Genomic DNA, 13,457 nt, shown 5'->3' on the forward strand with positions numbered 1-13,457 from the left:
AAGTTTGCCGACGAGCCGAGCGAAATTCCTTTCCCCCGTTTTTGTATCAAGACTTTATTTTACCGGCATCGTAAGAACTGTCCCTCACAAAACAATCCCCTCCTTAGCAACCCTATTCTTCCTCTCACTTCTTATGTTTTAATGAAAAAAGAAAATCTAGCCGAGAAGCAACGGAAGAGGGATAACATGAAGCGTCTAACGATCGGCTTGTTTGCTCATGTGGATGCGGGCAAGACGACTTTTGCGGAACAGCTGCTATATCATACGAACAGCATCCGGTCGCGGGGCAGAGTGGATCATCAAGATGCCTTTCTGGACAGCCACGGTATCGAGCGGGCAAGGGGCATAACAGTGTTCGCAGATCAGGCGGTTATGCAATTTAAGGGCGACGTTTATTATTTGATCGACACGCCTGGACATGTCGATTTTTCCTCTGAGATGGAGCGGGCGATCAGGGTAATGGATTACGCGATCGTGATTGTCAGTGCGGTAGAAGGCGTTCAAGGTCATACCGAGACAGTCTGGCACCTGCTACGCAAACATCGGATTCCGACGTTCTTTTTCATCAATAAAACCGATCGTATCGGGGCGGATGCAAACAGAACGGAGGAAGAAATACGCCGTCAGTTAACCGGAGATGTCTGCTCCATCAAGGATAATCTCACCAATGGTATCGTCGGTGAAGGGCTGCGGGAGATGATGGCGGAACGGGATGAGTCTCTGCTAGAAGCGTTCCTGGAGGGGAGGGATGATCCAATGTTTTGGCTGGGCGCCCTGCAGGAGATAATACGAGAGGGACGTCTCTTCCCCTGCGCCTACGGCTCGGCGCTTCAGGATGAGGGGGTTGTGGAATTCTTGGATCAACTGCACCTGTTGACGACATCATCTTATGACGAAACGGCGCCGTTCGGGGGGCGAGTTTATAAAATTCGACACGCTGCAAACGGGCAGAAGCTAACGTTTGTCAAAGCGCTGAGCGGCACGCTGAAGGTCCGAGAGTTGCTCGGCTATGAGAGCAGCGGAATTCAATACGAAGAGAAGATTACACAGATCTTATTGGTTAACGGCAGCAAAACGCAGTCGGTTGAACAAGTGGCAGCCGGCGATCTGTTCGCAGTCGCCGGCTTGTCTGAGGCCGAGGTTGGACAAGGCTTGGGGCTATATTCAGACAAGTTGGCTTACGAGACCGAGCCGACGCTACAGTCGAAAGTACAATTCGAAGGTCCGCTTCACGTGCAGCAAGTGCTCGGTGCGTTTCGCATTCTGAATGCGGAGGATCCGTCTTTGAATGTGGTTTGGGAAGAGAGTCTGCAAGAGATTCACATTCGCGTCATGGGTCTGATTCAGTTAGAAGTGCTGGAGCAGCTAGTGAAGGAGCGCTTCGGTTTCATTGTCTCTTTCGGCCAACCGGAAATCTTGTATAAAGAAACAATACAGTCTGCTGTGACGGGTTATGGACACTTCGAACCGCTCAGGCATTATGCGGAAGTGCACCTCCTGATTGAACCGGGGGAGCGAGGCAGCGGGATCCACTTTGCTAGCTTATGTCATCCTGATGACCTAAGTTTTAGTTATCAGAATCTGATCCGGTCGCATCTCTACGAACGGGAGCATCATGGACTACTGACAGGCATGCCGGTCACGGATATGAAGATCACGCTGGTAAAAGGCAGGGCGCATAACGAACATACCCATGGGGGCGACTTCCGTGAGGCCACCTTCCGCGCGCTGCGGCAAGGGCTGGAGAAGGCGGATAACATGCTGTTAGAACCCTATTATGACTTCAAAATCAAGGTGGGAATTGACGAGATGGGGAGAGTGCTCTCTGATATTCAGCGCGCTTCAGGTGCGTTCGAGCCACCGCAGATGTCGGATACGCATGCGGTCATTACAGGAAGGGTGCCAGTGTCGACATTCATGAACTACAGCACCGAGTTCGCTTCCTTCACGCATGGACGAGGCAGCATCCGCTGCGTGTTTGGTGGCTACGACCGCTGCCATAATGCGGAGGAAGTGATCGAAAGGAAAGGTTACAACAAGGAAGCAGATCCTCTCTATACCTCCTCCTCGATCTTCTGTGCCAAGGGGGCTGGCTACTCGGTGCCGTGGGACGAGGCGGAGGCCAAGATGCATCTGCTCTGAGCGGAGCCAGAGGTGCATATTTATTACGGAAAAAATTGGTAGGTCATATAATTTATGTTCATTATTACAAAAAATACCAGTTTTTACCAAGCGAAAGAGAGTACCTGTTTTGAGGTACTCTCTTTCTTCAAACATAGGATCACTGTTTGTAGTGTATAAAATAACAAGATTCTATTTTGCGTTCACATCTGGCTGATGAATACCAAAAATATTGCCCTCGGTATCAATATAATATCCTTGCCACGCCATTCCAGGCAGAGCATACTTTGGAAGTGCGACCTTGCCTCCATTTGTTAGAATTTTTGCTTCAGTGGAATCGTAATCTTCCACTCCCATCGTACAGGCATAACCATTCAAAGCCTGGCCAGGTTCTGGGGAAGCGCCTTGACGTTGCATCAATGCTCCGTTAATTCCAGGCTCGTTCGCATCGCCAGTCACAGCACCAAAATAAGGCATTCCAGCATATTCGCTCCAATCTTCAAATGCCCACCCAAATACTTCTCCATAAAACTTCTTAGCACGCGCCATGTCATCTACATGAATTTCGAAATGAACCAATCTTCCCATGATACCCTCCTGATTTTTTAATTCCTTAATTTGTTATTGTGTATTCTGCTTATAGTTTTGATACTCCTTTATGTCAATTTTCCTTATGCTACAACCGATAAACTTTATGTTGTGTTCGAAATAGAAGAATGGGTAGCAAGAGAGCGAGTTATAAATGATTGATAGCTACCATCGTCAGATCCTCTGAAAAAGTGACAAAAGGAAAGCGAATCGTTCCTCCAATAGGTGAAGCTCTCTTAATCGGCATTCCCAACTCAAACCCGTATCTCAGGCATAAAACGAGCAATCGCGTATCCGGATTTCGTTTTCATTTTACGTGAACAAAAAGTAGCCCCTAAAAAATCGAAAGACACATTTGCATAGTTCCCTTTTCGCGGCGGATTCACTTGTACAATGACAAATTATATCATCCGTGTAACGTTCGAATGGGATTTCGAGATGATTCTTTTGCATCCACACTTCAAAGATATGGTGCAAATAAAAGTTGCCGAGTAAAAAGTTTAGTTTGCTGCCTTGTGCGAGCCCTTTCTCGGTTTTGATGAAAGTCCCGGTTCGCGTTTGGACAGGTGCTTTCATCATTCGGTGTGTGTATAGCAATACCCATTTATTCTATATGTGTTTCTTTAACATATTCATAAGCAACCGATGGTCAACGTTATCCCCAAATTGTTTAATATCCAGCACAAGCGCCCGATCATATCGCAAACATCGCTTTCCGGCCAATCGTATAGCGTCTTCCCGTGCCCGCGAATTTTGCTTATATCCAAAAGAGTTTGGATGAAAGAGAACCTCTAATTTGGGAGACAGATTGTTCTTTCATACAGTTTGTACAATAAAATCTTTTACAGTTGGAATGCCTATCGGTCTCCGTCCCCCCTTTTTCTTGGGGATAAAGGCCCGGCAAACAGGAAAAGGCATATAATTGCCGGAGGTCAGCTGATCCCACTGTTCATGTAACAGTTTTATTCGATTTCGCTTATAGTGCTGGATTGTCTGACCATCTACGCCGACTACTTTGGTTTTTCTGATTGTTTGAATGCCTCCCAGAATACTCTTTTTGGTATGTGAAAGCGTCTAGTTCTCTCCATCTTACGCCTTCTCCTTAGTGTTCAATAAAACGATAAGAACGTTACTATCGTATGAATTGGTTTCTTTCTTTGTTTGTGCAGCAATCCATTTTATGATTGAAAATATCAGATCGCTCTCGCCCCCCGCGCTTCATTGCACCCTTTTTACAGTGATGCTACTATAAAATGACGGAGAAGCGGGTATACCTGCGGGAAGCCGGAATCCCACTTCTATTGCTAACACCCAGCTAGACTAGGTGTCTATCAATTATCTTGAAACCGGAGAGATCGTAAAATGAAGGAACAAGGAACAATCTCGTTTCCGCTCGGAAGCGAAATCACATAAAGCAGCGAAAGGTTTAGTGGGAACTCACTCTCAGAAAAAGAACTTCCATTCACCAAACAGCGGGGGAGCCGAGGATCTGCGCCCAAGCGACAAGATCGTTGTCACAATCAAACGCATTGGTATCAACGGCGAAGGGGTAGGGTACTATCGCCGCAAGACGGTTTTTGTCGAGGGCACGTTGGCCGGTGAAGTCGTGAAAGCGGAAGTAATGCAGGTCGAGCCGAATTATATCAAAGCGAAGCTGACAGAGATCGAGAAAAAGTCACCGGAGCGCAAGCAGCCTGTTTGTCCGGTGTTTGACCGGTGCGGGGGCTGCCAGCTTCAGCATTTATCGTATGAAGCGCAGCTTCAGGCCAAGGTTGAGCTTGTGAAGGAGGCTTTTCGGCGCTATGCGGGGCAAGAAGATGTCCCCGTCAAACCGATCCTGGGCATGGATTACCCTTGGGGTTATCGTAACAAAGCCCAGCTCCAGCTGCGGCGTAAGGACGGAGAGATTGCGGCGGGCTTGTATGAGGCCAACAGCCACGATTTGGTCGATATCAGCGGCTGTCCGATCCAGCATCCAAAGGTTAATGAAGCGGTCGATACCATCAGACGAATCATCCGCGAGCTGCACATCCCGTTGTATCGGGAAAATGGCGCCAAGGATGGCATACGGACTTTGGTCGTTCGCTATGGATTCCAATCGGGCGAGCTGCAAGTGACCTTGGTAGCTGAAGGTGAACGGGTGCCGCGAATGGATAAGCTGGTTCAGAAAATACGGGAGGCGCTGCCCGAGGTTGTCGGCATTGCGCTGAACGTGAATCCAAAGAAGACATCGCTGGTATTTGGCGAGCGGACTGTAACCCTATGGGGGCAGGAAACGATGAAGGAGTCGCTCGACAGTTTAGCTTTTGAACTGTCGCCGCGGGCGTTTTTCCAGCTCAATCCGGAGCAAACGGTGAAGCTGTACAACTCCGTTCGCGCCGCAGCAGCGCTGACCGGAAGCGAAACGGTTGTGGACGCTTACTGTGGTACAGGGACGATTGGCTTGTGGCTGGCCCCGTTCGTCAAGGAGGTTCGGGGTATCGAGGTCATTCCTGAAGCGGTGGAGGACGCGAAGCGCAATGCGGAACGCAATGGCTTTGCGAACGTTCAATTTTACACGGGGAAGGCGGAGGAGCTGCTGCCGCGCTGGGCAAAAGGCGGCATGCGGCCGGATGTCATCGTCGCCGATCCGCCGCGGACTGGGCTGGAGCGGTCGTTTTTGGATGCTGTGCTGCGGGTTAAGCCGAAGCGGTTCGTCTATGTTTCTTGTAATCCATCTACACTGGCCAAGGATTGCAAGACGCTGCTGGAGGGTGGATATGCGATTCGGGGGGTGCAGCCGGTGGATATGTTCCCGCATACGGGGCATATAGAGTGCTGTGTGTCGCTTATTAAAAAGTAGCTCATTTACCTATGGAGTACTAAAACTTAATGCTCAAGTAGCTTAACACAGTTACTTGAGCTTTTTTGTTGGTTTCTATGAATAATATTTTGGATAAATCGTAGAACTGGTGGTTTTCTTTATGCAATAATGAAACCCCTTAACTACCAAGGGTTTTTGTTTAAATTTAATTTTTCATGCATCATTGACCACATTAGACTAAAAAACAGGTTCATGTTCATAAATCGGTTCCCAGCGAACAATTAGCTGGTTAATTGCAAATTTATCCATCTCTCTTAGGAAACTCGCCCGTTGATTCTCTGTTTTTCCAGTTTGATTTATTAGAGTTTCTCTTAGAGGATGATGACTATCGATAAAAAAGTTATTCCTTTTATGCAGCCTATCGAGGAATCTAGCCCTTGGTATCTGAGCAAATTTACCACCAATGCCTCGATTACATGACTGGCATGCTAGAACAAGATTCCAGACACCATTAAGATTAGTTCGTGTCAAGCTTTGCAATGTGTGTGGGAAGAAGTGATCAACATCGGCTAAATCATCTGAAAATGGATCAATTGTTATATTATCAAAGCAGTAAAAGCACTTCCCTTTTTGGTAACCGTTAAGCGCCTCTCTTGAAGAAGTAATATCAATTCTTCGTATTTCAGAGTTTATAAATAACGCGTTATTTTCGTTATCATAATCAACCATTAATAAATTTGGCGCAAGATCTAATGACCAGGCTGTTTCAACTAATCGCCATCTTCCTTCAATTTCAAAAGCCAAGTTGTTAAATTGACCCGACTCATTTAACTTATAGATACTGTCTGTTAAAACAATGCCCTTCTTCCTTCCTTCATGAACGACATCAAAAAACTTAATGGGCAATGGCACATTATTAACGTTATGGAAAGCATCGAGAACATTAACAAAACCATACTTTTCGGTGGCCTGGATTAATTGAGCTTGAGTAACGCTGCCTTTATTAAATTCTCTGCATGTATTTAAAAAAGTACTTGATTTAGAAGTTGTTTGCTTATCGTTTATTTTCAGATGCTCACTTATATGAGTAGAGAAAGGCACAGATAGTTCTTCAAGACTAATAAACGTATTTTCCCTAGTTGTAAGGCTAAGCAACGACTTTGCCAGAGCAAATTTATACGAGGCGCTATTTTTTCCAAAGAGAATTACGGATCGAAAATATGAATCTAACGAGGGATACTCTTCTTCAAAGATTCCCATTTAAGCCTCCTAATTACTTGAGTTATACTAGAAATTATTTACTATCTGCGAATAATATTCAAATAATTTCTTTGAAGGGTGATAAAAAATGATCATATATAATAAACTCATCAGGGATAAAATACCTCAAATCATGGAGACTAAAGGCAAAGAGTTTACCATACATACATTAACTAACGAAGAATTCGAGAAGGAATTAAAGAATAAACTGAGTGAAGAACTACAAGAATTTAATCAGGCAACACCTCAGGAAGAAATTGAAGAGCTCGCTGATATGGTTGAAGTTATTTATGCCTATCTCATGCATAAAGGTGTATCAATTGATGAATTTGAGAAAGTTAGACTCGACAAACAAGAAAAAAGCGGCGGATTTGAGGAAAAATTGTTTCTTGTAAATGTAAAGGATTGAGATAATGGATTGTATATTCTGTTCAGTAAAAGATATTATTCTCGAAAATGACTTGGCTTTTGCAATTTACGATAAGTATCCAGTCAACAAAGGCCACATATTAATTCTACCCAAGCGGCATACAGCCGATTATTTTTCACTGACCCTAGACGAACGATTAGCAATTGATAAGCTGCTATTTGAAGCAAAAGTTATACTGGAAGACGATCATCAACCAGATGGATTTAATATTGGAATGAATTGCGGGGAATTTGCTGGACAAACTGTATTCCATTGTCATGTACATTTAATTCCAAGATATAAGGGTGATATCGATAATCCTAGAGGTGGAGTCAGAGGTGTAATCCCGGCAAAAAGATTATATTGATTAATAAATATGGATAGCTCCATTCAAACCCAGAGTTAATCCTTTTCGGCGTTAACTTCATATACAGAAAAAGCTGCTACTCCATTGCGAGGTGGAAGCTGTAGGAAGTCGGCGGCAAATCTCCGGTCTGAGGAACACGAACCTTATAGGAGGCTAGCATACGCTGGATGAGTCTGTGTAACAAGACAAAGTCCTTACTGCTAAAGGCGTATGAGAGTAAATGAGGCAGATAGATGGAGAGGAAGATAGCGCTCTATTTAGAAGCACCACAGGTTTATTGTCATCCCCAAACGAGTCATGTGGAATCAGTGGCATTACTAGCAAAATAACACATTCAGAGCAGCCGTGCAGTATGGGCTGCTCTTTCGCTTTGTGAACTCCTCCAGCTATGATACGATACGCAATAATGTCCCTATAGCTGTAAAAAATCACCCCCACGTATTCCCGCTACGATTGAATAGCTCTCATCTTAAGGTAAGATCCCCTAAAAAGAAGGGAGTATGAAACAGTGAATGTAGAAACGGTTATGCAGGAGCTTGAAGCTCTGGGCAAGGAACGAACAAAGAAAATATACGTATCCAATGGTGCGCACGAACCGCTTTTTGGCGTGGCGACAGGCGCTATGAAGCCTCTTGCCAAGAAGATCAAAATCAATCAATCTTTGGCTGAGCAGCTTTACGCCACCGGAAACTATGACGCCATGTATTTTGCCGGCATCATTGCAGACCCAAAAGCAATGACTGAGGCGGATTTTGAGCGTTGGATGAATGCAGCTTATTTTTATATGCTATCCGATTATGTGGTTGCCGTAACCTTGGCAGAAACAGATATTGCCCAAGAGGTTGCCGATAAATGGATCGCAAGCGGCGACGAGTTGAGAATGTCGGCGGGCTGGAGTTGTTACTGCTGGCTTTTGGGCAATCGCCTAGATCGTGAATTTTCAGAGAGTAAAATTGCCAATATGCTTGAAATGGTAAAAAATACGATTCACGAATCTCCACAACGCGCGAAATTCGCGATGAATCATTTTATTTACACCGTGGGGGTATCCTATTTGCCGCTCCATGATAAGGCTGTTGAGACCGCAAAAGCAGTAGGGCCAGTAGAAGTGAAACAAAACAAGGGAAAAAGCAGGTTCTTGACTGCTTCCGAAAATATTCAAAAGGCAGTAGATAAAAACCAGCTTGGATTCAAACGAAAACATGTAAGGTGTTAAACTGTTGGTTTTAAAGTAAGATGCACCGGTGTAAAGACCCTTCCAAAATGAATGGAAGGGTTATATTTTTTACAGCGAAGAAACAGTCCAAGAATGGGCAAGTGTAAGCTTAGGAATGGAGGACGGATTGTAATATGAAGTGCGACACCTAATTAAAGGCAAAAAAATGGCCCATGATTGATTCGTGTAAAATGAAGTCACCACAACACCATTTACACAGGAGAATCAATCATGGGTTATACCCATCTTAGCATAACAGTGCGTAGTCAGCTAGCTTTACTCCATCGTCTGGGTTGGTCTACTCGGTCCATTGCCGAGAGCTCAAACGACATCATTCTACGATTGCCCGTGAGTTAGCGCGAGGAACGAAGGCAGGCGAATATCAAGCTGAGGCTACTCATCATGCGTACGAGCAGCGCCGAGAACGATCTGTTTCCCGTGGCAAATGGACACCCGAACGTGGCTCCTATATTGCTGAGAAACTGGCGCAAACCTGGTCATCCGAGCAAATTGCTGGACGTATGTGTCAGGAATGTCCAGAACCAAAAGTGTCGTTCAAAACGATCTATCGCTGGCTCTATCAAGGCGTTTTAGTGCTTCGTCTTGCGTCAAAAGGGAAAACGTAGAGGCCCTCGTGAAACGCGCGGTCGATTTAACGTAGGCAAGTCCATCCAGCAGCGACCCAAAGAAGTGAGGAAACGTGAAAGTTTTGGTCACTGGGAGCTGGATACTGTTGTTTCTAGTAGAGGAAAAAGTAAAGCATGCGTAGCTACGTTTGCCGAGCGAAAGACACGTCTCTATCTTGCTATCAAGATGCCTGATTGAACCTCAAATTCGTTAGAGAAAGCATTTGGGATTATTGCTGACTCATTTCCCAAGGGCATGTTTCAAACCGCCACCGTTGATAGAGGAAAAGAATTTGCTTGTTATGAGCGCTTGGAATCTACGCATGGCATAGACATTTACAATCGTAGATAACCGCCCTAACGGACAAGTAGGACGGTTATCTTATCTCTGATTTATGTCACTTGGATACCGCGCCATACCCAGAAGAACTTATTGGCTTTAAACGCGGCCGTCCGCTTTTAATTCAAAATGAACTGAAGAACAAAGGGACATCATACGCCCCCTTCATGAGCTTTTTGACAGCGCCTCTTCATATTTTTTGTTTATATTTCAAATATTCTCCGGGATCTGTTTTTGAATTGTGGCCTCGCCAAAACGGCAACTTTCCCCAATATGCATTGATAGAAGATGGTGAGATTTCAGGATAGGCTCCGGGGGGAAAGATATCGTCTTCGTTTTATCACAGTCCCAATCTGTCTACCAACGCTTTTGCGTTTGGATACTGCATCCAAAGCCGCTTATCGCCCACAACGAAAAGCCGATGTTTGGCGCGAGAAACGGCTACATTTAACAAATTTGGTTCAATCGTCGCCCATTGAATCGCAGGTTTCTGCGTAGTGTCAGCTCCTAGACAAAGCACAACCACATTCGCCTCTTTTCCTTGGAATGTATGTACGGTTCCGACGGAGCGGTAAAGCCATCTGACATACGCACTTTTCGATACGTTACCTTTCGTAATATGCGGGTAATGTTGCTTCAACAATTCAATCAAATTTCGTTTGACGACCGTAAATGGCGTGATGACAAATAAGTCAGGAAGCATAGTCTCCGCATTCTGCACCGCCATAATGGAAAATGCTTTGCTGACAAAACGGACGATTTCCGTTCCCTGCTGTGGAACATACTGTTTTGAGATTGCTTCTCCACATACATCTATCCATCGGCTTGCACCCAAATCGTCGAATGTACTCGACACATCCGACGATGGCGGCTGTTTATCGAGCACCATCCGATTATCATAAGCAATCTCATTGCTAATGTCGAACATCGGATTATCGCACCTGCGATGAACCCATAACGGACTGCCAAGCCAACTATCTTTTAGCCATGTTCCTTGCGAATTCGCCGTATCCGCGAGCGTTTGAACGGAGGCTTTGGAAGATACGTATGCAGTACTTACGTTATAATGCTGTTGCAGATCGGAGAAAATCGATTCAGGTAGAGTTACGACAGGTTCGATTTGTTTCGGGTCGCCGACAACAACCGTTTTTTGAGCGCGCCATATGGCGCCAACTGCTGCTTGCGGCACTGCCTGTCCTGCCTCGTCAATGAATAGCCACCCGAAAGATTCTTTACCAAGTCCCCGGAACATAGAGTGGACAGATGCAAACGCGGTGGAGACGACAGGAACGGCAAGGGTGAAAATGTCCCAGATCGCGCGAATGACTTCAGGTTCCTCCGTTTTGACCAAGGTTCTAAGGTTCATAAACTCATAGAAGCTCCCAATGATTTGAGGCTGAGCAACAAATAAAAACTGCTCGTGAAGTCGCAACGCCTCCAAAAATAGCAGTTCTCGGGCGACCGCCCATTCCTTAGTCATCCACGGTGTACTCTTCTGTTTCTCATCATGAGATAACTCCCAGAACGCTTCATCCATGACAACTCTTCCAGTATTCTCTTTATCTTGCTCAATCAACTGCCGAAGTTCATCAATGCGGGCTTGCAGTGTATTCATTTTCACAGTGAAGTCTTGAAGCCGAGAGTCCAACCGCCTGATGCTTTGGTGTAATTCTTCTAACCGGCGATTGGCTTTCGTTTGCTCTTGCAGTTGCTCCGACAATATGAGATGCGCTTCCCGATGCCGCGCACGGTGAGCTTTATACTCTTTGTATTTCAGTAACTTCTCCCAAAATCCATACTTCACCTTGTCGAGCGTTGCGGCGATTTCTTTCCACTCCGCCACACTTTCCTGACAACGGGATAGCAAGCGTTCTTGGTGCTGATATTCTTCCAACGCTTGCTGCCGTTGCCTTGCCAGCTCGTTGTGTTCGATCCGCTTTTTATGTAATGCTTCTACCTGTAATGAATGTTCCCTTAGCGCGTCAAATACTCGGACTGCCTTCGCTTGATGTTGTTGCACAGTTTGCAAAGCTTGGCGAAAAGCTTCTCTTGCCTCGTTCCACAATTTGAATCTGTCTTCGCTAGTTGCGCGAGCTTGCTTTGCTTCCATCAGCCATCGTCTGAATGAATAGCCTTCATCTGCTTTTTTATACCAAAAATTCCGGTTGAACTTAAAACGATTATTGCTGTTGCCCAATCTAGCTGAGATCATCCCCCAGGAACGCTCACCGTACACGGTTTTCGCTACACGCTGCAAATACTGCGCTCCGGGATGCGAGCGAAAAGACTCAGGAATCGTTTTTTCATCCGGGAGCTCAAGAGAAATATTTTCGACTGCGCCATTGTTAGAAGAGGCAATAATGACGCCATATCCGGTTAGGGAATCGGCAAGACGATTGATCACCGATTGACCAATGCTTTTTATTTTGACGAATGCATCTGCCGGGTTATCAAAACATACCATGTTGCACGCACGTTCTACAATAATAGCAGAAATAACGTCTCGAAGGAGCGTTGTTTTCCCTGTACCTGGAGGGCCGTTCACTGAAAAAATGCCCGACTCCTGTCCCAAACGGCTCATAATTTGGTTAACTGCCGCTTGTTGCATCAAATTCAAATGATACCTGCTCGGCCATTTGCCGAGCGGCACCCGGCCCGGCGCGGCAACAGCCGACAAGTGCTCCGGCTGGCGTTCCAAATCAATTCTCGATTCTGGTTCAAACAAATCTTCTCCATTAAGATAATGGTGCAGACCTCGACCCTCAGACCCTTGTGCGACCTCTTGACGGACGATCTCCAGCTCTCGCAAAAAGAAGCTGTTCAGGATATCGACTTTGCCTGGCTCTTGCTCATTATCTTCTTCAGTTGCTTCATCCTCTTGTTTCCGCTTCATTTTTTTATTGCTGTAGATCCAGAAAGGTTCTGAGTGAAAAGAGGCAGTCCAACCGAATTTTTCAGTAAATGTTTCAAGAAGTGATCGTAACGAAGCGATCGTCACTTTATTTCGACAAGCTTGTATAACTGCGAAACTTGCATCAGTTTCAATTTTTCGAAATTCATCATGCCAATCGTCGTAAAGCGTTCCCCGTTCCAATTTACCGAGGGCAAACGGCACAGTAGAAATTTTGCAAGAATCCGCTACGAATTCTCCTTTATGATTCACGCGTATCTGAGCATAAGCCGTTCTACCTTCGCTCAGATCGCCTTTAAAATAATTGGGCGTATTCGAAAATCGGCTTCGTACAATTTGCTGGACCTCCTCAATCTCGAAAACGCCGATAAATACGGTGTGAATATACGTCCAGTCATCCGTTTCGATTAAATCAAATTTATCTGGCCGCAGCCACGGCAGATCGTTGTCGAATCGAGCTAGCGAAGACGCGGCAATTTCGTTGCCTGTTATATCTTTATCGAAATTTGCTTCATCAATTTCGTACATTTGTAAATACTCGATTTTATGCCATGCTTCTATCTTGTTAAGGGCGCGTTTCATAGCAAATGAAATCTCCTGTTTGTACGATTTATTTTATTATATTAGCACATACAGGAGACGCCTGGAAAAATATGAATTGTATTAGTGTTTTCTCCGGTTTGAACGGCGATAACCCATGCGGAGGGATAATGATACTTCCGTCCGGCCACAGTTCAGCGCAATGGGGGCGGCTTGCAGCGATCCTGGAAGAGGTTTGAAGCCTATGAGGACGGCTAACCACTGTCCGCCGGATAG

General features: G+C 45.5%; 9 protein-coding genes and 1 pseudogene. 6 read left to right on the forward strand and 4 right to left on the reverse strand.

Going from position 1 to position 13,457, the window contains the following annotated elements:
* Window positions 1–186: 186 nt before the first annotated feature.
* Complete coding sequence (locus ACTID9_RS03570; RefSeq protein WP_441069859.1) at window positions 187–2,142, forward strand: GTP-binding protein; 1,956 nt, start codon at window positions 187–189, stop codon at window positions 2,140–2,142.
* A 171-nt stretch (window positions 2,143–2,313) separates the two neighbouring features.
* Here the strand turns inward: ACTID9_RS03570 and ACTID9_RS03575 are convergent, their stop codons facing one another.
* Window positions 2,314–2,709 carry a VOC family protein gene (locus ACTID9_RS03575; protein WP_441069860.1) on the reverse strand — a complete coding sequence of 132 codons (396 nt, stop codon included), beginning with the start codon at window positions 2,707–2,709 and terminating at the stop codon, window positions 2,314–2,316.
* A 312-nt stretch (window positions 2,710–3,021) separates the two neighbouring features.
* Complete coding sequence (locus ACTID9_RS03580; RefSeq protein ID WP_441069861.1) at window positions 3,022–3,288, reverse strand: reverse transcriptase domain-containing protein; 267 nt, start codon at window positions 3,286–3,288, stop codon at window positions 3,022–3,024.
* 850 nt (window positions 3,289–4,138) lie between these two features.
* On the opposite strand from ACTID9_RS03580, the gene rlmD reads away from it, so the two are divergent.
* Window positions 4,139–5,551 (forward strand): 23S rRNA (uracil(1939)-C(5))-methyltransferase RlmD, encoded by a 1,413-nt coding sequence (gene rlmD / locus ACTID9_RS03585; protein ID WP_441069862.1) that lies wholly within the window; start codon window positions 4,139–4,141, stop codon window positions 5,549–5,551.
* A gap of 198 nt (window positions 5,552–5,749) precedes the next feature.
* On the opposite strand, the gene ACTID9_RS03590 is transcribed toward rlmD, so the two are convergent.
* Complete coding sequence (locus ACTID9_RS03590; RefSeq protein WP_441069863.1) at window positions 5,750–6,772, reverse strand: HNH endonuclease; 1,023 nt, start codon at window positions 6,770–6,772, stop codon at window positions 5,750–5,752.
* A gap of 88 nt (window positions 6,773–6,860) precedes the next feature.
* Between ACTID9_RS03590 and ACTID9_RS03595 the strand changes: the two genes are divergently transcribed.
* From ACTID9_RS03595 to ACTID9_RS03610, 4 genes and pseudogenes are all read left to right on the forward strand, one after another.
* Entirely contained in the window at window positions 6,861–7,181 is a 321-nt protein-coding gene (locus ACTID9_RS03595; RefSeq protein ID WP_441069864.1) for a phosphoribosyl-ATP pyrophosphohydrolase, read from the forward strand.
* Window positions 7,182–7,185: 4 nt separating this feature from the next.
* A complete protein-coding gene (locus ACTID9_RS03600; protein ID WP_441069865.1) occupies window positions 7,186–7,548 on the forward strand; it encodes an HIT family protein in 363 nt (120 codons plus the stop codon).
* Window positions 7,549–8,056: 508 nt separating this feature from the next.
* On the forward strand, window positions 8,057–8,764 hold the full coding sequence (locus ACTID9_RS03605) for a DNA alkylation repair protein (protein WP_441069866.1): 708 nt from the start codon (window positions 8,057–8,059) through the stop codon (window positions 8,762–8,764).
* Between the two features lie 231 nt (window positions 8,765–8,995).
* A pseudogene (locus ACTID9_RS03610) lies at window positions 8,996–9,730 on the forward strand (IS30 family transposase); the annotation flags it as partial.
* 340 nt (window positions 9,731–10,070) lie between these two features.
* Here ACTID9_RS03610 and ACTID9_RS03615 read toward each other — a convergent pair.
* The gene (locus tag ACTID9_RS03615; protein ID WP_441069867.1) at window positions 10,071–13,223 is read right to left on the reverse strand and encodes an AAA domain-containing protein; all 3,153 of its coding nucleotides are present in this window, start codon (window positions 13,221–13,223) and stop codon (window positions 10,071–10,073) included.
* Between the last annotated feature and the right edge of the window lie 234 nt (window positions 13,224–13,457).

Origin of the sequence: Brevibacillus fluminis (assembly GCF_052072235.1) — a bacterium.
In the GTDB taxonomy this organism is placed as follows: Bacteria; Bacillota; Bacilli; order Brevibacillales; family Brevibacillaceae; genus Brevibacillus_D; species Brevibacillus_D fluminis_A.

Coding starts and splice junctions, on each gene's coding strand:
- ACTID9_RS03570 (WP_441069859.1), top strand. CDS start 187: ATGAAGCGTCTAACGATCGGCTTGTTTGCTCATGTGGATGCGGGCAAG.
- ACTID9_RS03575 (WP_441069860.1), bottom strand. CDS start 2,709: ATGGGAAGATTGGTTCATTTCGAAATTCATGTAGATGACATGGCGCGT.
- ACTID9_RS03580 (WP_441069861.1), bottom strand. CDS start 3,288: ATGATGAAAGCACCTGTCCAAACGCGAACCGGGACTTTCATCAAAACC.
- ACTID9_RS03590 (WP_441069863.1), bottom strand. CDS start 6,772: ATGGGAATCTTTGAAGAAGAGTATCCCTCGTTAGATTCATATTTTCGA.
- ACTID9_RS03595 (WP_441069864.1), top strand. CDS start 6,861: ATGATCATATATAATAAACTCATCAGGGATAAAATACCTCAAATCATG.
- ACTID9_RS03600 (WP_441069865.1), top strand. CDS start 7,186: ATGGATTGTATATTCTGTTCAGTAAAAGATATTATTCTCGAAAATGAC.
- ACTID9_RS03615 (WP_441069867.1), bottom strand. CDS start 13,223: ATGAAACGCGCCCTTAACAAGATAGAAGCATGGCATAAAATCGAGTAT.